This window comes from Methyloparacoccus murrellii (assembly GCF_054657115.1).
The window spans coordinates 15,988-37,225 of the sequence record NZ_BAAHXD010000035.1; the positions used below are offsets into that span (position 1 = coordinate 15,988).

The window sequence follows — 21,238 nt, forward strand, 5'->3', positions numbered from 1 at the left end:
AAGCCGCGATCTTACCATATCGGCCACCCGATCCATTAACCGGGATGCAGCCGTTCCCAGCCGCCGTCGGCAAGTCGCTCCAGCGGCCGAAAGCCGGACTTGTAGGCCATCTTGCGGCAGTCCCTGACCCAGAATCCCAGATAGACGTGCGCCTGGCCCCGGCGGCCGGCCTCAGCGACCATCCACAGAATCGCCCAGGTACCGAGACTGAGGTGCTCCGCCGACGGCTCGTAGAAGGTATAGACCGCCGACAGGCCGTCCTCCAGCTCGTCCACCACGGCCACCGCCAGCAGCGTTTCGTCCGCGCGAAACTCGACGAAACGGGTGCCCTCCCAGCGCTGGTTGCCGAGGAAACGCATGAAATCCTCCGGCGAGGCGCCGGCCATCTCGCCATCGGCATGCCGGGCGTCCAGGTAGCGCGTGTAGAGCCGGTAATGCTCCGCCCGGAAGACCGGCGGCAGGACGGTCGCCGTCAGATGCGCGTTGCGCCTGGCGACCCGCCGCTGCGAACGGTTCGGGCGGAACCAGCGCACCGGGATGCGGACCGGCACGCAGGCCTCGCAGCCGGGGCAATGCGGCCGGTAGACCAGCTCGCCGCTGCGCCGGAAACCGTTGGCGACCAGCAGGGTATACAGCGATCTGTCCACGGCCAGCTCGGGCGGCACGAAGGCCATGCGCGCCTCGCGGCCCTCGAGATAGCCGCAGGGATGCGGCAGGCCGACGTAAAGCGGCAGGCTGACCTCGCGCTCCGTCATGCCGGCTGCCAGGCGGAAGCGGCCACGGGCGCCTCGCAATGGCGCTCCAGCAGCTCGGTGAACATCTGACGGCTGATGTCCCCGGCGCCCAGACTCTCCAGGTGCGGGGTGTGCACCTGGCAGTCGATCAGTCGATAGCCCCAGGCCGCGAGTTGCCGACACCCCAGCACGAAGGCCACCTTGGAGGCATCGGCGGCCCGGTGGAACATGGACTCGCCGAAGAACACCTGACCGATGGCCACGCCATACAGCCCGCCGACCAGTTCCCCGTCCCGCCAGGTCTCGAAGGAATGCGCCAGCCCCAGCCGGTGCAGGTGCCCGTAGGCCCGCAGCATCTCGGGCGTCAGCCAGGTACCGCCGGCACCGGTCCGGGGTGCGGAACAGGCCAGGATCACCGCGTCGAAAGCCCGGTCGTAACTGAAGGCGAAGTCACCCCGGCGCAGGCGCTTGCCCAGGCTGCGCGATACCTTCACCGCTTCCGGCGCCAGCACCCAGCGGGGATCGGGCGACCACCAGAGGATGGGCTCGCCGGCGTTGAACCAGGGGAAGATCCCGTGCCGGTAGGCGTTGCGCAATCGCTCCGGCGACAGGCAACCGCCGGCCGCGAGCAGGCCGTTGGGCTCCGCCAGGGCACTCGCCACCGGTGGAAAGGGCTGCGCCCGGTCGTGCGGATCGAGAATCGCGAACATCACGCCTGCCGATAGGGAGAGCGCTCCCCCATGCGTCGGATGTAGTCATCCATCATCGCCGCCTCCCGCTGCAGGAAACGGGCGACAGGCGCCCGAAAGTCCTCATGCGCCAGCCAATGACAGGAGGCGGTGCGCGCCGGCAGGAAACCGCGGCTGATCTTGTGCTCGCCCTGGGCGCCGGGCTCGAAGCGGCGCAGACCGCGGGCGATGCAGAACTCGATGCCCTGGTAATAGCAAGCCTCGAAATGCAGGCCCGGTATCTCCTCGCGACAGCCCCAGTAGCGCCCGTAGAGGGCATCGTCGCCCACCAGGAAATAGGCGGCAGCGACGATCTCGCCCGCCCGGCGGGCCAGCACCAGGCGCACCCGGGAACCCAGCGTTGCCGCCAGCTGCCGGAAGAAGGCCAGGGTAAGCGCGGGGAAATTGCCATGCCGGTCAAAGGTGTCGCGGTACAGTGCGTGGAAGGCTGCCCATTCGCGGGCCGAGACCTCCTCGCCGGCGAGCGGGACCAGCTCCACGCCAGCCTCCCGTACCCGCCGCCGCTCGCGCTGGATTTCCTTGCGCCGCTTGGCGGTCAGCGCGGCGAGGAAATGCTCGAAGCTCTGGTAACCCGGGTTTTCCCAGTGGAACTGGCAACCGGTGCGCCGCAGCAGGCCCGGCGCCTGCGTCAGTTCGTCATCGGTCGGGAACAGCCAGTGCAGGGACGAAACACCCAGCGAGCGCGCTGCCTCGATGGCGGCCCCGATCAACCGCGCGACCAGAGCGGGCTCGCGGAGGTCGGGACGGACGAGCAGCCGCGGACCGGTGGCCGGCGTGAAGGGCGATGCCGCCACCAGCTTGGGATAGTAGGTCCGCCCGGCCCGTTCGTGCGCCTCGGCCCAGGCCCAGTCGAAGACGAATTCACCGAAGGAATTGGATTTGAGGTACAGCGGCAGCGCTGCCAGCAGCTCGCCCGACGGATCCGTCAGCGTCAACGGCAGGGGAAACCAGCCGACCCGGTCGCCGAGACAGCCACCCTCCTCCAGGGCGAGCAGGAATTCGTGCCGCAGGCAGGGGAAGCCGGTGCAGCCCAGACGGTTCCACGCATCGCGGGCGATGGCGGCCATCCCGTCCTCCAGCAGCCGGACCTGCAAGCCATTGGAAGCCATGTAGCAGGCGGTGTCAGCCGCGCCGGGAGCGCGGCCGTATCGGGCGTTCGCGGCCCGCTTGTGGGATAATGTGCGCCTTTCCCGGATACCGGCAGCTGGCGTCAGCCATGCTCGTCCCGGCCCCGTTCTCCTCGTTCCGCAATTCCAGTTGCTCTCAAATGGCTCAATACGTTTATACCATGAACCGCGTGGGCAAGGTCGTGCCCCCGAAACGCGAGATTCTCAGGGATATTTCCCTGTCCTTCTTCCCCGGCGCCAAGATCGGTGTCCTGGGCCTGAACGGTTCCGGCAAGTCGACGCTGCTGCGCATCATGGCCGGCGTCGACACCGAATTCAACGGCGAGGCGCGCGCCCAGTCCGGCATCAACATCGGCTACCTGCCGCAGGAACCGCAACTCGACGCCAGCAAAACCGTGCGCGGCAATGTCGAGGAGGCCCTGTCCCATGTCAAGAATGCCCTGACCCGGCTGGATGAGGTCTACGCGGCCTATGCCGAGCCGGATGCCGACTTCGATGCTCTGGCCGCCGAACAGGCCAGGCTCGAAGGCATCATCCAGGCCAGCGATGGTCACAATCTGGAGCGCACCCTCGAAATCGCCGCCGACGCCCTGCGTCTGCCCGATTGGGACGCCGACGTGACCAAGCTATCCGGTGGCGAAAAGCGCCGCGTGGCGCTGTGCCGGCTGCTGCTGTCCGGTCCCGACATGCTGCTGCTGGACGAACCGACCAACCACCTGGACGCCGAATCGGTGGCCTGGCTGGAGCGCTTCCTGCACGACTTCCCCGGCACCGTCATCGCCGTCACCCATGATCGCTACTTCCTCGACAACGTGGCCGGCTGGATCCTTGAACTTGACCGCGGCCACGGCATCCCCTGGGAAGGCAATTACTCCACCTGGCTCGAACAGAAGGAGAAGCGACTGGAAATCGAGGAAAAGCAGGAGAGCGCCCGCCAGAAGGCCATGAAGGCGGAACTGGAGTGGGTGCGCGCCAACCCCAAGGGCCGCCATGCCAAGAGCAAGGCCCGCCTGCAACGCTTCGAGGAACTCACCAACCAGGAGACTCAGAAGCGCAACGAGACCAAGGAAATCTACATCCCGCCGGGCCCGCGCCTGGGCGACGTGGTGGTGGAGGTCGAAGGTCTGCGCAAGGGCTTCGGCGACCGCCTGCTGATCGACGATCTCAGCTTCCGCCTGCCGCCCGGTGGCATCGTCGGCATCATCGGCCCCAACGGCGCCGGCAAGACCACCCTGTTCCGCATGATCGCGGGGACCGAGCAGCCAGACGGCGGCACCATCCGCCACGGCGAGACGGTGAAGGTTTCCCACGTCGATCAAACCCGCGACCATCTGGACGACAACAAGACCGTCTGGGAGGAAATCTCCGACGGGCTGGACATGATCACCGTCGGCAGCTACACCACGCCGTCCCGCGCCTACTGCGGCCGCTTCAACTTCAAGGGCTCCGACCAGCAGAAACGGATCGGCGACCTGTCCGGCGGCGAACGCAACCGCGTCCACCTGGCCAAGCTGCTGAAGAGCGGCGGCAACGTCCTGCTCCTGGACGAACCGACCAACGACCTCGATGTGGAAACCCTGCGCGCGCTGGAGGAAGCCCTGCTCGACTTCCCCGGCTGCGCCGTGGTGATATCGCATGACCGCTGGTTCCTGGACCGCATCGCCACCCACATCCTGGCCTTCGAAGGCGACAGCAAGGTGGTCTGGTTCGAGGGCAACTACGCCGACTACGAGGCCGACCGCAAGCGCCGTCTGGGCGACGAGGCCGACAACCCCCACCGCATCCGCTACAAACCCCTGGCCGGCTGAGCCGGCCCACCCCCTGAGGGCGGCCCCGCCAAGCGGGGCCCGCCTTTGCCTCTTGATCCCATCTGCACCGGACTCCATGACAGAAACCCCGCAAACCTTCGCCGAACTCGACCTGCCCCCCACCCTGCTGGAAACGGTCCGGGAAATCGGCTACGAATCGCCCTCCCCCATTCAGGCCGCCAGCATCCCGCACCTGCTGGCTGGACGCGACCTGCTCGGCCAGGCCCAGACCGGTACCGGCAAGACGGCCGCCTTCGCCCTGCCGATCCTGAGCCGCATCGACGTATCGCGGCGCGTCCCCCAGGCCCTGGTATTGGCGCCGACTCGCGAACTGGCGATCCAGGTCGCCGAGGCCTTCCAGACCTATGCCCGCCATCTGGAGGGCTTCCACATCCTGCCGGTCTACGGCGGCCAGGGCATGGGCCAGCAGCTGCGCCAGCTGGCGCGCGGCGTCCATGTCATCGTCGGCACCCCCGGCCGGATCATGGATCACCTGCGCCGCGAGACCCTCAATCTCGACCAGTTGCAGACCCTGGTGCTGGACGAGGCCGATGAAATGCTGCGCATGGGCTTCATCGAGGATGTCGAATGGATCCTCGAACACACGCCCGACACCCGGCAGACCGCCCTGTTCTCGGCCACCATGCCGCCGGTCATCAAGAAGATCGCCAACCGACATCTGCGCGATCCGGCCGAGATCAAGATCCAGAGCAAGACCTCCACCGTGGAGGCCATCAATCAGCAATACTGGCTGGTATCGGGCCTGCAGAAGCTGGAGGCGCTGACCCGCATCCTCGATGCCGACGACATCGACGCGATGATCATCTTCGTCCGCACCAAGACCGAGACCGTCGAACTGGCCGAGAAGCTGGAGGCGCGCGGCTACGAGGCGGCGGCACTGAACGGCGACATGAGCCAGGCCCTGCGCGAGAAGGTCATTGATCGGCTTAAGAAAGGTTCGCTGGATATCGTGATCGCGACCGACGTGGCCGCCCGAGGTCTGGATGTCGAACGCATCACCCATGTCGTCAACTATGACATCCCCTACGACACCGAAACCTATGTGCACCGCATCGGTCGCACCGGCCGGGCGGGTCGCAAGGGCACAGCCATCCTGTTTGTTGCACCCCGCGAACGTCGCATGTTGCGCGCCATCGAGCAGGCGACCCGTTCGCCCATCCAGCAGATGCGGCTACCGACGCTCCGCGATATCGCCGACAAGCGAACCGAACAGTTCAAGGCGCAACTGGTCGAGACGCTCGACAGCCAGGATGTCACGTTCTACCGGGATCTCATCGACAAACTCGTCGCCGAGGACATTGGCGAGCCTGCGGATATTGCCGCGGCCATCGCCCATCTTTTGTTCCGGGAACGCCCGCTGGCGGCCGCGGATGAACCGGAACCGCCGATGCGTGAGTTTTCAAGGGATTTCAATGACGGCCGTCCATCGGCGCGCCGAAACGAGCGGTTCGAGGGACGTGGTGACACCCGACGTGAACCCAGAGGGGACTTCCGTCGTCCGGAAGGGGACATGCGCAGCTTCACCATCGATGTCGGCCGGAGCCATGGCGTCATGCCCAAGGACATCGTCGGCGCCATCGCCAACGAGGGCGGCATCGGCGCCCGCCAGATCGGGGCCATCAAGCTGTTCGACACCTACAGCACGGTCGAACTGCCGGCAGGTCTACCCAATGAAGTATTTCAGGCACTGGGCCGCACCTGGATCCGGGGTCAGCGGATCAATCTGCAGCCTACGGAAGGCAGCGCTCCCCGCAAGCCATCCGCGCCGCCGAAACGCAGCTATGGCGGCGATAAACCCAGCGGAGACAAGCCACCGCGCAAGAAAAAGGTGGAAGGGTTGACGCTACCGCCGTCAAAATATCGAAAGAAATCGGATCAGACAGACGAATAAAGTCGGGCTTGTGAACAGTCAACCGAACACCCTCTGAGCCTAGCAGGTTGTCTGTTTCATCTTAGCCAAAAATAACTGCTTGAGTTCATTTCAATAGATCGAGCACTCAAGCAAGCTCGAGTCGCACAGGATATTTAATTCCTAAATCAAGCCAATTAACGTGGGCTACTATGACACAAAAGGTCCTTATTGAAGATGAGTTCGTCGAAGATGAGATTTCAATCAGCGACATCCTGAGAAAATTATGGAGGCGGCGTGGACTCATTCTTGCGGTCACGTTATTAAGCCTCGGCCTAGGCATCATTTACCTTTTTTCATCGGCGACGGTAAAGAGAACCCCGGTTACCTTGCTTGTCGAACTGACCAGCATCAAGAATGGCAAATATCCTAACGGCGCAGATTTCTCACCCATGGATTTGAAATCTCCTGATGTGTTGCGAGTTTTGATTGAAAAGTACAAACCTAAGGACGAAAGCAAGTTCGGCGAGGCCATCACAGTGAACTATGGGTCTGACTTAATGCTTGGTATCCACGAGTCCTATAAAATGCAACTTGGGGCGAAGGGACTTACCACCGCAGACTTACAGAAAATCAATACTGACTATAAGACGGCACTTGATGAAGTGGCTCGCCGCGGCCTGGAGATTACCTTCGATTACCAGCTGGCGAACCTCACCAAAGACGAAGGCAGACAGGTCGCCAATGATCTGCCCAGAATCTGGAACGATGTCTATCTAAAGAAATATAAAGTTTTGATTGACCCGGAGATTGCCGAAATAGCAACCGAACCAAAAGATATTTCCCTATCAAAACCCACAGCGCTAATCGAACTCTCTCGCATAATTAGCGCCATGACAAATGGATTAAAAATTATAACCAAGGACAATCGCTATTCAACCATCAAAAATCAGGAGGGGAGAACCGCTTTCGATGTGCTCAAGGATTTAGATTTTTTCAGAAATATACATTTATTGCCCATGATGGCAGCTTCCGTTCTTAAGGCTGACCCGTCATCCCAAGCTTATGCCCAGAGCATCCGACTACAGATCGATGAACTCAATCGCAACATCGCATCGCTGGACGAGCTTGCACAGCAAATGATTAGCTATCAGAAAAGCTACGATAGAAGTGACCAGACAAAGAATAAAACCACTGGAGACAACCTTGAACTTTCCGACAGCACATTATCCGAAATCCTGAAACTCTCAACCCAGGCCGCATTAAGCGATTTCCTCAAAGATACCCTTAACTCAAAGCGTGAATTATCCTTTAAACGATCAGAACTGCAGACCGAATTTGATCGATTGACAAATGCTAGCAACACTATCCACAACGAGGAATACACGAATTTAGCGGAGAAGAAGCTCTCTGCCTTGCTCGGCAGTTACCAGTCACTGATTGATAAAATACGCTCAAGCGCAACATTCAACACTCGAAGTTTCTACACACCTATCGGAAATCCCGAGCCATTCGTATCAAAATGGCCGGACAAGTCATTGCTTATCTTGGCGCTTACAACCATGATGGGCTTGGTTTTCTCCACAGCCATTGCTTTGCTGCTACCCGGAAAGCACCAGCACCAAAATCCTAGATAATCATCTTGGCGCGTGGCGGGCATTCATCGCTGCGCGCTAAAAGTCGCGGCTAAACCAACCGGCCACATGACCTTCTGCTGAAAGGTGCAACGACCGAGTGTTTGCACCTAAACGCTAAGCTAATGCCATCCAGCACATGACCCCACGCAAAATCCTCGTCACCAGCGCCCTGCCCTATGCCAACGGCCCGATTCACCTGGGTCACCTTGTCGAATACATCCAGACCGATATCTGGGTGCGTTTTCAGAAGATGCGCGGGCATGAGTGCCATTATGTCTGTGCCGACGATACCCACGGCACGCCGATCATGCTGCGGGCGGAAAAGGAAGGCATCACGCCGGAGGCGTTGATCGCCCGGGTGCAGCAGGAGCATGAGCGGGATTTCGCCGGCTTCCACGTCGCTTTCGATCACTACTACTCCACCCACTCGGAGGAAACGCGGCAGTTCGCGGCCACGATTTACGAACGCCTGAAATCCAACGGGCTGATCGAGTCGCGCAGCATCGAGCAGTACTACGATCCCGAAAAGGCGATGTTCCTGCCGGACCGCTTCATCAAGGGCGAGTGTCCGCGTTGCCATGCCAAGGACCAGTACGGGGATTCCTGCGAAGCCTGTGGCGCGACGTATTCGCCGACCGACTTAATCGATCCTTATTCGGCCGTCTCCGGTGCGACGCCGGTACGCAAGGAATCGGTGCATTATTTCTTCAAGCTTGGCCAGTGCGAGGATTTCCTGAAATCATGGACGCGGGCCGGTCATCTGCAGACGGAAGCGGCCAACAAGATGGCGGAGTGGTTCGAGGCCGGGCTGGCCGACTGGGACATTTCCCGCGACGCGCCCTATTTCGGCTTCGAAATTCCCGATGCGCCGGGCAAGTTCTTCTACGTGTGGCTGGACGCGCCCATCGGCTACATGGGCAGCTTCGCCAAGCTGTGCGAAAAACTGGGACTGAATGTCGAGGATTACTGGCGCAAGGATTCCGCCGCCGAGCTGTATCACTTCATCGGCAAGGACATTCTGTATTTCCATGCGCTGTTCTGGCCGGCCATGCTGGAATATTCGGATTTCCGCACACCGACGAATATCTTCGCCCACGGCTTTCTGACGGTGAACGGCGAAAAGATGTCGAAATCGCGCGGTACCTTCATCACGGCCGAGAGTTATCTCAGTCAGGGCCTGAACCCGGAATGGCTACGCTATTACTATGCCTGCAAGCTGAACGGCAGCATGGAGGATATCGACCTCAACCTCGAGGATTTCGTGCTGCGGGTCAATTCCGACCTGGTCGGCAAATACGTCAACATCGCCAGCCGCACGGCAGGCTTCGTGACCAAGCTGCTGGATGGCCAACTGGATCTCGGCTTCTGGAATACGACAGAGGGTCAGGCGCTGCTTGACGGGCAACGCGATGCCGCGAACGCCATTGCCGAGGCCTACGAGAACCGCGATTACGCCAGAGCCACCCGCGAAATCATGCGCATCGCCGATACCATCAACGAATACGTCAACGACCAGGAGCCCTGGAAGGTCGCGAAGCTCGATGACCAGCGCGAACGGCTGCAGACGATCTGCACCCGCAGCCTGCAAGGCTTCCATACCCTTTCGGTGCTGCTTTCCCCACTTTTGCCGCAACTCACTTCGCGCGTCGCCACGGAATTCTTCGGCATGGACCGCGATTTCAACTGGCATGATCTCGGGCAGCCGGTGGCATCCATCCAGCCCTATCAGCATCTGATGACACGGGTCGATCCCCAGCAGGTCGAGACTCTGGTCGAAAGCAACAAACAGAATCTGCAGGCCACCCAGCCGGAACCCCATTCCGAGCAGCGCCATGCCGAGCATCAGCAGCATGCCATCCAGCCGATCGCCGACACCATCGGCATCGAGGATTTCGCCAGAATCGACCTGCGCATCGCCCGCATCGTCAAGGCGGACCATGTGCCGGGCGCGGACAAGCTGTTGCAACTGACGCTGGATATCGGCGAGGCGGAGCCGCGCAATGTCTTCGCTGGCATCAAGTCGGCCTACGATCCCTCGCAACTGACAGGAAAGCTGACGGTGATGGTCGCCAACCTGGCCCCGCGCAAGATGAAGTTCGGGCTTTCCGAAGGCATGGTGCTGGCGGCCAGTGACGAACGCGGCGGGCCGTTCGTGCTGATCCCCGACGAAGGCGCCCAGCCGGGCATGCGCGTGAAATAGGCCGGGAGGATAGCCCGCTCAGAAGGTCTGGGTGGGCTGCTTGCTGTCCCGGTAGGCGACCAGATAGCGCTCGATGCGCTCCCGGATCGACTTGCCCTCCTTGTCGTCGAACTGGATGCCGATACCCTGCGGGCGGCGGTTTTCCCCCTGATGCGGGGAGATGAACACGACCTTGCCGACCACCGGGATGCGCTCGGGCTCGTTCATCAGATGCAGCAGCAGGAATACCTCGTCGCCGAGCCGGTAGCGGCGCTGTGTGGGGATGAACAGCCCGCCGCCTCTGACCCAGGGCATGTAGTAGGCGTACAGCACGCCGGCATCGCGAATGCCCAGCGACAGCATGCCCAGGTTGGCCATCGGCAGGTCCTCGCCCGCGCGCGACCCCGGCTGCTCATCCATGCCGGCTGCCCAGCCGCGACCAGCGAATCAGGGTCTCCTCCAGCAACAGCTGCCGGTTGGCCTGGGTTCCCAGTGCCTGCCGGAGGGCCAGCAGTTCCCGCCAGTAGTTCAGCAGGCCGCGCGGACCCAGGCCGGCCGCCAGTCGCTGCAACTCGGGCAGGACATCGGCATTGCGCACCCTCAGGGGCGAAGCGCCCACGGCCAGGCGGATCAGATCCGGGAGCCAGCACAGCATCCAGTCCAGGCACTCCTCGTGCGACAGAGCATGCCAGCGTTCGGCCACCGCCACCGGATCCTGCCGCTGGTCGGCGATGGCCCGGAATTCCTCGAATACCCGCCGGCGCCGTTCGACGACATCGCTGTCCGCCAGCGCCAGGGCCCGCAGCGGCGAGCCACCGGCGGCATTCAGCAACGTATCCGCCGCGATTCCCGGCTGTCGCAGCGACAGCCAGTGGGCCGCCTCCGCGGCCGTGGGCGGGGTAATGGCAATCTTCTGGCAGCGGCTGAGGATGGTCGGCGGCAACCGGGAAGGCGCCTCGGCAACCAGGATGATCAGGTTGTGTTCGGCCGGCTCCTCCAGCGTCTTCAGCAAGGCATTGGCGGAGCTGACGTTCATCTGCTCGGCCCGCTCGATGAGCGAAACCCGGTAACCCTCGTACTGGGCTTTCAGCGCCAGATCGCCGATCAGCCTGCGGATGGCGTCGACCCGGATCGGCTTGCCCGGCTCCTCGGGCGCGATCCGCCGATAGTCGGGATGCGTCCCGGCCGCGAGCAGATGGCAGCCGGCACATCGGCCACAGGGCCGTGTGCCGGCACCGGTGCACAGCAGCCGGTGGGCGAAGCGCTCGGCCAGGGCCGCCTTGCCCAGACCGCTGGGACCGTGGATCAGCAGAGCCTGGGGCAGACGACCGCCCTCGACATGCGCCTGCAACCGTTCCCAGGCCGGCAGCAGCCAGGGGTGGAGTTCGCCTTCGGGAGCCGCGTTCATTCGTCGTGGCCCAGGAGTTCGTCCAGATGGACGGCAATGCGCGCCTGCACCTCGGCCAGCGTGCCGGACGCATCCACGCGACGGATGCGCCGTGGCTGCTGTGCCGCGCGTTCCCGATAGGCGGCGCGCACACGCTGGAAGAAGGCATCCGTCTCCGCTTCGAAGCGGTCCATGCTGCCCCGGCGGCGCGCCCTCGCTAGGCCAAGTTCGACGGGAACGTCCAGCAGCAGCGTGAGGTCCGGTTGCAGCCCGGCCTGCACCCACGCCTCCAGCTGGGCGATGACAGCCAGCGGTACGCCACGGCCGCCGCCCTGGTAGGCATAGCTGGCGTCGGTAAAGCGGTCGCACAGCACCCAGCGGCCCACTGCCAGGGCCGGCCGGATGACATCGCGCAGATGCTGGGCACGGGCGGCGAAGACCAGCAGCAGCTCGGCCTGCGCGTCGATCTCGCCATCGCCCAGCAACAGGCCGCGCACGCGCTCACCCAGGGGTGTTCCGCCCGGCTCGCGGGTGCGGACCAGATCGATGCCGCGCGCCCGCAGATAATCCTCGATGAAACCGAGGTTGGTGGTCTTGCCGACCCCTTCCCCGCCCTCGAGGGTAATGAAACGGGGCCGCATGTCAGCGGCGCCGCTGGAACTGGTCGACCGCACGCTCATGCTCCTCCAGCGTCGCCGAAAACACATGTGAACCATCGCCGCGAGCGACGAAATAGAGACTGCCACCCGCCGCGGGATGCAGGGCGGCACGGATGGACTGGCGGCCGGGCAGCGCGATCGGCGTCGGCGGCAGGCCGCTGCGGGTATAGGTGTTGTAGGGCGTGTCGCGCCGCAGATCCTCCCTACGGATGTTGCCCTGGAACTGCTCGCCCATGCCGTAGATGACGGTCGGATCGGTCTGCAGGCGCATGCCCTGCAACAGACGCCGCACGAAGACACCGGCGATGGCCGGCCGTTCGCTGGCCTGCCCGGTCTCCTTCTCGACGATGGACGCCAGGGTCAGCGCCTCTTCCGGGCTGTTGAGCGGCAGGTTCGGGGCGCGGTCCTGCCATTCGGCCGCGAGGATGGCGCGCATTTTGCGGTGGGCCTGCCTGAGAATGTCGAGATCGGAGGTGTGCCGACCGGTGAAATAGGTGTCGGGGAAGAACTGGCCTTCCGGGAGCAGGCCCGGCGATCCGAGCAGCGCCATGATGTCCTCGGCCGTCCGTCCGGCGGTTTCCTGCCGGAGGTTCGGATGCCGCGCCAGCGCCTCGCGCATCTGCCTGAAGGTCCAGCCCTCGATGATGGTGACCGGCTCCTGCCGGGATCGGCCGCTGACCAGCATGTCCAGCAGACCGCGTGCCGTGGTGCCCGGCGGGATTTCATACTCGCCGAACTTGAGATCGCCACTGACGCCGCGGGTCGCCGCCAGCAGCCGCAGCCACACGGGCTCGACCACGATCCGCCGCTGGCGAAGCTCCTGGGCCACGGCGGCGAGTCCCTGCCCCTTGTGAACCATCAGGCGCTCACTCTGGCGGATGGGCAGGGGACGGTCGAGGCTGGAGCGGTAATCGGCATGGATCCACAGCCCCAGCAACAACAGGGCGAAAAGGCCGGCGACCCCGCGCATCAGGCGGGCACGGCGGCCCGTTCCGCCGCCTCGTGCAGCCATGCGCGGAACTTGCGGGTCCAGGGGCCCACGGGGTATTCGCGCACCCCGATCAGCTCGCGCATGGGCCAGAGCCCGATGACGCTGTTGCTCAGGAAGACTTCATCCGCCGCCAGCAGGTCGGCGGGGATGAGGCGGGTCTCCTGGCACGCCAGGCCCAGCCGGTCCGCCGCCTGCCACACCAGGGTGCGCATGACGCCCTGGATGCCACAGCGGTCCAGCCGGGGCGTCAGCAGGCAGCCGTCCCGGACGAGGAACAGGTTGCTCTGCGTGCCCTCGACCACGAAGCCCTCCGCGTCCAGCATGATGCCCTCGGCAACCTCGGGATCGGACCACTCCGAGCGTGCCAGCACCTGCTCCAGACGGTTCAGGTGCTTGATGCCGGCCAGCGAGGGATTGATGCCCAGGCGGGTGTGGCAATACCGGACCGTCACGCCGGCAGTGGCGTGGGTCGGCGGATACGCGACGGGCGGGTGGAGAGCCAGCACACGGGTGGGGGCAACGCTGTCCGGCGGACGGTAACCGCGTCCGCCGATGCCGCGGGTCAGCATGATCTTCAGCACGCCGTCGCGGCAATCACCGATCAGCGCGCGAACCTCCCCGGTCAGCACGGCCCTGTCGGGTTCAGGCAATCCCAGTCGACCGGCGTCCCGGGCCAGCCGCTGCAGATGCAGGTCGAGGAACAGCGGCGAGCCGCCCACCACGCGCAGGGTGGTGAAGATGCCGTCGCCATACTGAAAGCCGCGGTCCAGCACGGCGACGCTATCACGCGAGTGGCCATCGACCAGCATCCGCGTCATGGCAGCGCCCGGACGGAGGCGAGCCTGCCGGGCCGCCATCCGGCGCGGGCGGATTCAATCGAAACGCTTGAAGATAAGCGTGCCGTTGGTGCCGCCAAAACCGAACGAGTTGGACATGACATGCTGCAATTTCATCTCGCGGGCATGATGGGGAACGTAGTCCAGGTCGCAGGCCGGATCGGGATGGTCGAGATTGATGGTCGGCGGCACCACCTGATCGCGCAGTGCCAGCACCGAGAAGATTGCCTCGATGCCGCCGGCCGCGCCGAGCATGTGCCCGGTCATCGACTTGGTGGAACTGACGGCGACGCGGTAGGCGTGGTCGCCCAGCACCATCTTGACCGCCTGGGTCTCGGCGATGTCGCCAGTGGGAGTCGAGGTTCCGTGGGCGTTGATGTAGTCGATATCCTCGGGATTGAGGCGCGCGTCGCGCAAGGCGTGCTCCATGCATCGGGCAGCACCCTCGCCACCCGCCGGTGGCTGGGTCATGTGATAGGCATCGGCGCTCATGCCGAAGCCGACCAGTTCGGCATAGATCGTCGCACCGCGCCGGCGGGCATGCTCCAGCTCCTCCAGCACCATCACGCCGGCGCCATCACTGAGGACGAAGCCATCGCGCTCGCTGTCCCAGGGCCGGCTGGCCCGCTGGGGGTCGTCGTTGCGCCGCGACAGCGCCTTGGCCGAGGCAAAGCCGCCGAGCGAGGTCGGCGAGGTTGCCATTTCCGCGCCGCCGGCCACCATGACGTCGGCGTCGCCGTACATGATGACGCGGGCGGCCTCGCCGATGTTGTGGGTACCGGTGGTGCAGGCCGTGACGATGGCGAAGTTGGGGCCTTTCAGGCCGTACTTGATCGACAGGTTGCCCGAAATCATGTTGATGATATTGCTGGGCACGAAGAAGGGCGAAATCCTGCGAGGACCGCCCTTGAGGAAAGCATTGTGGCCGATTTCGATACCGGTGATGCCGCCGATGCCAGCACCGATGGCGACACCGATGCGCTCGGCGTTGGCCTCGGTCGCCGCCAGCCCGGCGTGCTCGATGGCCTGGCAGCCAGCGGCAAGTCCGTAATGGATGAAGACATCCATCTTCTTGGCTTCCTTGTCGCTGATGTACTGGGTGATGTCGAAATTGCGCACGCTTCCCCCGATACGGGTGGAAAAGTCGGACACATCGAAGACATCCAGCGGACCGATGCCGCTTCTGCCGTTCAGCACGTTTTCCCAGGATTCGGCCGCCGTGAGTCCCACGGGGGACACGGCGCCGAACCCGGTGACCACTACACGTCGTTTACTCAAGGCCTTGTCCCGGTCGAAAGGGTGAAGGGGAAATCAAAACGCAAGAAACCCCGCGCTGCCGAGCCGCGCGGGGTTCCGATCTGACGAAGCGATCAGACGTGCGCGGTGATGTAGTCGATAGCCTGCTGGACTGTGGTGATCTTCTCGGCGTCCTCGTCCGGAATCTCGCACTCGAACTCCTCTTCGAGCGCCATGACCAGTTCGACCGTATCCAGTGAATCGGCGCCGAGATCGTCGACAAAGGACGCTTCGTTGGTGACTTCCTCCTTTACGCCCAATTGTTCGGCTACGATCTTCTTTACGCGCTCTGCTACATCGCTCATGGTGAATCCTCAGTCGTTACGTCTGGTTTGATTGTATGGGTGGTTGATATTGCCCCTGGCTAGTCAGGGGTCACGTCCTGTTTGGCTTTACTTGTGCCGGCTGCCGCGACGATATCCGCAGGGGCACTTTATGACATGAACCGGCATTATGCCATATACATGCCGCCATTCACGTGCAAGGTCTCGCCGGTGATATAGCTGCCATCGCGGGAACACAGGAAGCTCACGGCGCCGGCAATTTCCTCCGCCGCGCCCAGCCGCGCCAGCGGAATGTTCTGCAGCAGGGCCTGGCGCTGCTCCTCGGCGAGCGCCCGCGTCATGTCCGTGTCGATGAAGCCCGGCGCCACGCAATTGACCGTGATGCCCCGGGAGCCGACCTCCTTGGCCAGCGACTTGGTGAAGCCGATGATGCCGGCCTTGGCGGCGGCATAGTTGGTCTGGCCGGCGTTGCCGGTGACGCCCACCACGGAGGTGATATTGACGATGCGTCCCTGGCGAGCCTTCATCATGCCGCGCATGCAGGCCTTGCTGAGCCGGAAGATGGAGGTCAGGTTGGTGCGCAGGATATCGTCCCACTCCTCGTCCTTCATGCGCATGAGCAGGTTGTCGCGGGTGATGCCGGCGTTGTTGACCAGCACCGCGGGCGTTCCGAATTCGCCGCTGACCGCCTCGATGAAGGCTTCGATCGCCCCCGGTTCCGCCACATTCAGCACTCGGCCGACGCCCTCGAGACCGGCTTCCTCCAGGTAGACGGTGATGGCGGAGGCACCCACGTCGCTGGTGGCGGTACCGACGACAAAGAAGCCATCATCGGCGAGACGTTCGGCGATGGCACGGCCGATACCCCGGCTGGCGCCGGTGACGATTGCTAGGGGACAACTCATGCGAGGAGACCTTTGGCCTTGAGTAAAGAGGAAGTATCGAACAGCGCCTCGGTGCGAGCGTCGCCGACGATGCGCTTGTTGAGGCCGGCCAGCACGCGGCCCGGCCCGCACTCGACGAAACGGTCGACACCCTGGGCCGCCATGTGGCGAATGGTTTCCACCCAGCGGACCGAGCCGCACAGCTGTTGCGTCAGGGCCTCGCGCATCGCCTCGGGTTCGGCGTGCGCCGCGACGTCGACATTGTGGATCACCGGCAGCGCCGGCAACCGCAGGGGAATGGCAGCGAGGATGCCACGGAAGGCATCCGCCGCCGGCTGCATCAGCGGGCAATGCGAGGGCACGCTGACCGGCAGTATCACGGCCCGCTTGGCGCCGGCCGCCTTGGCCAGTTCGGTGGCGCGCGCAACCGCCTCGCGGTGGCCGGCAATGACCACCTGGCCGGGAGCATTGAAGTTGGCGGCCGTGACCCGTTCACCGTCATGGCTGGCCTGTTCGCACACGGTCAGCACTTGCGCGTCGTCGAGCCCCAGCACGGCGGCCATGGCACCGACATGTTCCGGCACGGCCTCCTGCATCAGCCGCGCCCGCTCGGCGACCAGCCGTATCCCGTCCCTGAATTCCAGCACCCCGGCACAAACCAGTGCGGTGTATTCGCCTAGACTGTGCCCCGCCAGCCAGGCGGGGCGAACATCCGTCTCCCGGCACCAGACCCGCCAGGCCGCGACACCGGCCGCCAGCATGGCCGGCTGGGTCTGGCGGGTAGCGTTGAGCCGCTCTTCCGGGCCGTTGCAGACGAGATCCCAGAGCTCGTAGCCCAGGGTCTCCGAGGCCTCGGCAAAGGTTTCGGCGACGCTGCCATGCGATTGGGCCAGTTCGGCCAGCATGCCGACCGACTGGGAGCCCTGCCCCGGGAAGATAAACGCCAGACCTGAATCCACGCCGCGCATCGGTCCTCTCTATCGTTGTTTTTCGTCTCGCCGGTCAATAGCGCAACAGCGCCGAGCCCCAGGCAAAGCCGCCGCCGAAGGCCTCCATCAGTACGGTCTGTCCGCGACGGATGCGGCCATCGCGGATGGCCTCGTTGAGGGCCAGCGGAATGGAGGCCGAGGAGGTGTTGCCCTGCTTCTCGACGGTGCACACCACCTGATCCATCGACATCTTCAGCTTCTTGGCGGTAGCCGTGATGATGCGGATATTGGCCTGATGCGGCACCAGCCAATCGACATCGGCCTTTTCCAGCCCGTTCTCCTCCAGCGTCTCGTCGACGATGCGGCCCAGCGTGTTGACCGCCACCTTGAAGACCTCGTTGCCCTGCATCTTCAGATAGCGGGACGCCGTTTCCTCTTCCGGGTGATTGGCCGCCAAGTTGGGCACATACAGCAGATCCTGATACTGGCCGTCGGAATGGATGTGCGTGCTCATCAGCCCCGGTTCGTCGGCCGCGCCCAGCACCACCGCCCCGGCGCCATCGCCGAACAGCACGCAAGTGGAGCGATCGGTCCAGTCGACCAGGCGCGAGTTCATCTCGCTGCCGACGACCAGCACGTGGCTGGCGCTGCCGGCGCGGATGTACTGATCCGCGATGCTGAGGGCGAAGATGAACCCGGAACAGGCTGCCTGGATGTCGAAGGCGGCGCATTCGCGGATGCCCAGCCGATGCTGCAACAGGCAGGCGGTACTGGGAAAGACGCGGTCCGGCGTGCCGGTACCGACGATGATGAGATCGAGCTGCTCGGGTTCGAGCCCGGCGGCCTCCAGCGCCTGCCGGGCGGCGATTTCGGCCATGCTCGACGCCGTTTCATGCTTGGCGGCGATGCGGCGCTCGCGGATGCCGGTGCGCTCGACGATCCACTCGTCGGTGGTCTCGACGGTCCGGGAAATCTGTTCGTTGGTGAGAATGTTTTCCGGCAGGTAACCGCCGGTTCCGAGCAGTGTGGCGTAGCGGCTCACGCGATCTTCCTCGCGGCAAAGACTTCGGCCACCCGTTCGCCGATGCGGTCGGGCACGCCCTTCTCGACTTCGAGCATGGCCACCCGGATGGCATTGGCAATGGCCACCCGGTCGGCATTGCCGTGACTTTTGACCACGATGCCGCGCAGGCCGACCAGGCTGGCGCCGTTGTAGCGCCGCGGGTCGAAGCGCCTGCGGAAAGCCCGGAGAACCGGCAGCGCCAGCAGCCCGAGCAGCTTGCTGAAGAGATTGCGGCCGAACTCGTCCTTCAGGGAGTTGCCCAGCAGCTTGGCGAAGCCCTCGATCGCCTTCAGCGCCACGTTGCCGGTAAAGCCGTCGGTCACCACTACGTCGACGTTGCCGGCAAAGATGTCATTGCCTTCGACAAAGCCGACAAAGTTGATGTGGGTGTCGGTCAGCAGCTTGGCGGCCTGCTTGACCTGCTCGTTGCCCTTGATTTCCTCCTCGCCGATGTTGAGCAGGCCAACCCGGGGATGTTCGCGATCCTCGACCGCCTTGACCAGCTCGTAGCCCATGATGGCGAACTGGCAGAGATGCTCGGCTGTACAGTCGACATTGGCGCCCAGATCAAGGACATGGGTATGTCCAGTCCGGGACGGCATCATGGCGATGATGGCCGGTCGGTCGACGCCGGGTATCGTCTTCAGGACGAATTTGGCGATCGCCATCAGGGCGCCGGTATTGCCGGCACTGACGCAGGCATCAGCCTGGCCCTGTTTGACCAGATCGATGGCGACGCGCATGGAGGAATCCTTCTTGCCCCGCAGCGCCTTGGAGGGAAGCTCGTGCATCTCCACCATCTGGGAGGCGTGATGGATGCTGACGCGGCCGTCCAGCGCGGCACTGCCGCCCTTGAGGGCCTGCCTCAGGCGTCCCTCGTCGCCCACCAGCAACAGGTGGAGATCAGGATAGCGGGCCGCGCAATCGAGAGCCGCCGGCACGATAACATCGGGCCCATGGTCGCCACCCATGGCATCGAGCGCGATCGTCAGCTTGCGCGACATAAAGAGAAGCAATGAATCATGAGGGAGCCGGAACGCATGGCGAGGATGCCCCCGCCGGGCACGCCGGGATTACTCTTCAGCGGTTTCCTCGACCTTGCTGGCGACAACCTTGCGACCGCGGTAATAGCCGTCGGCACTGACATGGTGACGGCGATGCGTCTCGCCGGTGGTGGGCTCGATGGACAGCGCCGGAGCGCTCAGGGCATCGTGCGAGCGGCGCATGTCGCGCTTGGAACGGGTCTTGCGGTTTTGTTGAACGGCCATGTTTTACTCCTGAGAGGAAAGATCTTTCTTGAGCCGGGCCAGCTCGGCGAAAGGGTTGGGTCTTGAGGTCTGAGCCGGGATGCCGGAGCCACTCGCGCGGCAGTCGGCATGCCTGGGTATGGTCGGGATCGCCAGCAGCAGTTCATCCTGCACGATATCGGCCAGCGACACTTCCTCGCCCGCGCCGACAATCAGCGCTTCTATCGAGTCAGGCAATCGCAGGGCCTCGTCCACGGAGGTCACCACGCCGAGGTGCAGTGCGCTGTCGACCGGCCAGGGGATCGGCCCCAGACAGAACTGACACTGCAACACCAGATCGCTGCGAACCCGCCCGCTGATCCAGGCGAGCCGACCCGAACGGCCAAACTGCAGATCCAGATGGGCATCGCCGGTCTTGTCCAGCAGCAGATCCGCCAGCCGGTCCAGGCTGTCGAGCGGCACATCGCCTACCAGATGCCGGCGCTTGTCGGCAAAGCTCGCTGGATCGAAGACAGCCGGCAAACGGTCAGACATAAGCGGTGAATAATAGCGACTAAGTCGAATATCTGTCAAAAATTCCATCACTTAGGCCGGCGACATGCCGGCCTGTCGCGGCACCGTATGGCCGGACAAGGGCTCTGCTGCTAATGTGGGTGCTTTCCCCCAGCACAGGACGCCCATGAGCCGATCACTCCGCACGCTTGCCTGCCTGGCCCTGCTGGGCGCCCTGACCGCCTGCGAGGCGGTCAAGCACGACATCCGCGAATCCAGTACCCGGTCGATGGAAGACCAGCTGAAGGCAGCCGGCTTCAAGATCATGCTGGCGGATACCCAGGAGCGCCAGAAAATGCTCAACAGCCTGCCACCCGAGCGGGTAACCCGCATACCCCGCCCGGACAATGTCTACTATATCTATCCGGACCCCGATGTGTGCAGCTGCCTGTACGTGGGCCGTGAAGTGGAATTCGAAAAGCTGCAACAGCTTGGTGCGGAGCTGGCGCAGTCCAACCGGGCCATGATCACGCATGAAATCGCCGAGAACCAGCAGGCCGGCTGGGCACCCTCCGGCCCCTGGGGCAATTGGGGGTACTGGGGCATCACCAACCCCAACAGCATGGGCCGGCCGGCCTGGGATCCGGAATGACAGCCGTCCGTCCCCGCCTGCCCGCACCGGCGCAACCCCCGGCACGGCCGGTGGCGGACTCCGGGAGGGAACAGCGATCCGTTCTGTTATAGAATCACGCGGTTGAGGTTTTGTCCGCCATGGGCAAGCCTCGCGCCCCGATCGCCGCATTCGAGCGGCGCCGCCACGCCCCACCGAGCCCCGCAGCCGGCAGGATTACCGCCCATTCCACCCGTGAACATCCTCGTCCCGCAGCATCCCCCGGATTCCCGGGTGGTCCAGATCCCCGGGCGTTCGAGCGCTTTTTCGCGCATGGACTGATCGCCGGTGCACACGCCCCCGTCAACACCCGTGATCGGCGCGCGCCCGGCCGGTGCGCAAACCCGGTGGCTGGGCGCCCGATGCCGGTATGGCTTGGTCATTCTGCTGTCGCTG

The 21,238-nt window shown here is 64.0% G+C and carries 21 protein-coding genes; 5 read left to right on the forward strand and 16 right to left on the reverse strand.

Annotated features, from left to right (window positions below; genetic code table 11):
• Positions 1 to 35: 35 nt before the first annotated feature.
• Genes ACYQ1H_RS10745 through ACYQ1H_RS10755 form a run of 3 tightly spaced genes read right to left on the reverse strand, consistent with a single transcriptional unit; the run spans position 36 to position 2,592 of the window.
• Positions 36 to 755, reverse strand: a complete 720-nt coding sequence (locus ACYQ1H_RS10745) for an arginyltransferase (RefSeq protein WP_460028047.1) — start codon at positions 753 to 755, stop codon at positions 36 to 38.
• Positions 752 to 1,447: a leucyl/phenylalanyl-tRNA--protein transferase gene (gene aat / locus ACYQ1H_RS10750; protein WP_460028048.1), complete on the reverse strand. Its 696-nt coding sequence runs from the start codon at positions 1,445 to 1,447 to the stop codon at positions 752 to 754. Before aat ends, ACYQ1H_RS10745 begins: the two co-directional genes overlap by 4 nt.
• Positions 1,444 to 2,592 carry a GNAT family N-acetyltransferase gene (locus ACYQ1H_RS10755; RefSeq protein WP_460028049.1) on the reverse strand — a complete coding sequence of 383 codons (1,149 nt, stop codon included), beginning with the start codon at positions 2,590 to 2,592 and terminating at the stop codon, positions 1,444 to 1,446. Before ACYQ1H_RS10755 ends, aat begins: the two co-directional genes overlap by 4 nt.
• Before the next feature lie 158 nt (positions 2,593 to 2,750).
• Here ACYQ1H_RS10755 and ettA point away from each other — a divergent pair, with 158 nt between their 5' ends.
• The 4 genes from ettA (at position 2,751) to metG (ending at position 10,125) form a co-directional block, all read left to right on the forward strand.
• Entirely contained in the window at positions 2,751 to 4,418 is a 1,668-nt protein-coding gene (gene ettA / locus ACYQ1H_RS10760; RefSeq protein WP_460028050.1) for an energy-dependent translational throttle protein EttA, read from the forward strand.
• A gap of 76 nt (positions 4,419 to 4,494) precedes the next feature.
• The gene (locus tag ACYQ1H_RS10765; RefSeq protein WP_460028051.1) at positions 4,495 to 6,330 is read left to right on the forward strand and encodes a DEAD/DEAH box helicase; all 1,836 of its coding nucleotides are present in this window, start codon (positions 4,495 to 4,497) and stop codon (positions 6,328 to 6,330) included.
• Positions 6,331 to 6,500: 170 nt separating this feature from the next.
• Entirely contained in the window at positions 6,501 to 7,925 is a 1,425-nt protein-coding gene (locus ACYQ1H_RS10770) for a Wzz/FepE/Etk N-terminal domain-containing protein (RefSeq protein ID WP_460028052.1), read from the forward strand.
• A 136-nt stretch (positions 7,926 to 8,061) separates the two neighbouring features.
• Positions 8,062 to 10,125 (forward strand): methionine--tRNA ligase, encoded by a 2,064-nt coding sequence (gene metG / locus ACYQ1H_RS10775; RefSeq protein WP_460028053.1) that lies wholly within the window; start codon positions 8,062 to 8,064, stop codon positions 10,123 to 10,125.
• An 18-nt stretch (positions 10,126 to 10,143) separates the two neighbouring features.
• Here metG and ACYQ1H_RS10780 read toward each other — a convergent pair whose 3' ends face one another.
• The 13 genes from ACYQ1H_RS10780 to ACYQ1H_RS10840 all read right to left on the reverse strand — a co-directional run bounded on the left by ACYQ1H_RS10780 (position 10,144) and on the right by ACYQ1H_RS10840 (position 20,214).
• Positions 10,144 to 10,524: a PilZ domain-containing protein gene (locus ACYQ1H_RS10780; RefSeq protein WP_460028054.1), complete on the reverse strand. Its 381-nt coding sequence runs from the start codon at positions 10,522 to 10,524 to the stop codon at positions 10,144 to 10,146.
• Positions 10,517 to 11,512: a DNA polymerase III subunit delta' gene (locus tag ACYQ1H_RS10785; protein ID WP_460028055.1), complete on the reverse strand. Its 996-nt coding sequence runs from the start codon at positions 11,510 to 11,512 to the stop codon at positions 10,517 to 10,519. The genes ACYQ1H_RS10780 and ACYQ1H_RS10785 overlap by 8 nt, the downstream gene beginning before the upstream one ends.
• Entirely contained in the window at positions 11,509 to 12,132 is a 624-nt protein-coding gene (gene tmk / locus ACYQ1H_RS10790; protein WP_460028067.1) for a dTMP kinase, read from the reverse strand. The genes ACYQ1H_RS10785 and tmk overlap by 4 nt, the downstream gene beginning before the upstream one ends.
• A 1-nt stretch (position 12,133) precedes the next feature.
• Positions 12,134 to 13,162: an endolytic transglycosylase MltG gene (gene mltG, locus ACYQ1H_RS10795; protein ID WP_460028056.1), complete on the reverse strand. Its 1,029-nt coding sequence runs from the start codon at positions 13,160 to 13,162 to the stop codon at positions 12,134 to 12,136.
• Complete coding sequence (pabC, locus tag ACYQ1H_RS10800; protein WP_460028057.1) at positions 13,120 to 13,959, reverse strand: aminodeoxychorismate lyase; 840 nt, start codon at positions 13,957 to 13,959, stop codon at positions 13,120 to 13,122. Before pabC ends, mltG begins: the two co-directional genes overlap by 43 nt.
• A 54-nt stretch (positions 13,960 to 14,013) precedes the next feature.
• Positions 14,014 to 15,255 (reverse strand): beta-ketoacyl-ACP synthase II, encoded by a 1,242-nt coding sequence (gene fabF, locus ACYQ1H_RS10805; RefSeq protein ID WP_460028058.1) that lies wholly within the window; start codon positions 15,253 to 15,255, stop codon positions 14,014 to 14,016.
• Between the two features lie 92 nt (positions 15,256 to 15,347).
• Positions 15,348 to 15,578, reverse strand: coding sequence for an acyl carrier protein (acpP, locus tag ACYQ1H_RS10810; protein WP_460028059.1), 231 nt, complete (start codon positions 15,576 to 15,578; stop codon positions 15,348 to 15,350).
• 146 nt (positions 15,579 to 15,724) lie between these two features.
• Complete coding sequence (fabG, locus tag ACYQ1H_RS10815; protein WP_460028060.1) at positions 15,725 to 16,462, reverse strand: 3-oxoacyl-ACP reductase FabG; 738 nt, start codon at positions 16,460 to 16,462, stop codon at positions 15,725 to 15,727.
• Positions 16,459 to 17,409: an ACP S-malonyltransferase gene (gene fabD / locus ACYQ1H_RS10820; RefSeq protein WP_460028061.1), complete on the reverse strand. Its 951-nt coding sequence runs from the start codon at positions 17,407 to 17,409 to the stop codon at positions 16,459 to 16,461. Before fabD ends, fabG begins: the two co-directional genes overlap by 4 nt.
• Positions 17,410 to 17,443: 34 nt before the next feature.
• Entirely contained in the window at positions 17,444 to 18,412 is a 969-nt protein-coding gene (locus ACYQ1H_RS10825) for a beta-ketoacyl-ACP synthase III (RefSeq protein ID WP_460028062.1), read from the reverse strand.
• Positions 18,409 to 19,437, reverse strand: coding sequence for a phosphate acyltransferase PlsX (plsX, locus tag ACYQ1H_RS10830; protein ID WP_460028063.1), 1,029 nt, complete (start codon positions 19,435 to 19,437; stop codon positions 18,409 to 18,411). Before plsX ends, ACYQ1H_RS10825 begins: the two co-directional genes overlap by 4 nt.
• Positions 19,438 to 19,506: 69 nt before the next feature.
• Positions 19,507 to 19,701: a 50S ribosomal protein L32 gene (gene rpmF, locus ACYQ1H_RS10835; RefSeq protein ID WP_460028064.1), complete on the reverse strand. Its 195-nt coding sequence runs from the start codon at positions 19,699 to 19,701 to the stop codon at positions 19,507 to 19,509.
• A 3-nt stretch (positions 19,702 to 19,704) separates the two neighbouring features.
• Positions 19,705 to 20,214, reverse strand: coding sequence for a YceD family protein (locus ACYQ1H_RS10840; protein WP_460028065.1), 510 nt, complete (start codon positions 20,212 to 20,214; stop codon positions 19,705 to 19,707).
• 145 nt (positions 20,215 to 20,359) lie between these two features.
• Here ACYQ1H_RS10840 and ACYQ1H_RS10845 point away from each other — a divergent pair, with 145 nt between their 5' ends.
• Positions 20,360 to 20,824, forward strand: a complete 465-nt coding sequence (locus ACYQ1H_RS10845; RefSeq protein WP_460028066.1) for a hypothetical protein — start codon at positions 20,360 to 20,362, stop codon at positions 20,822 to 20,824.
• Positions 20,825 to 21,238 lie beyond the last annotated feature (414 nt).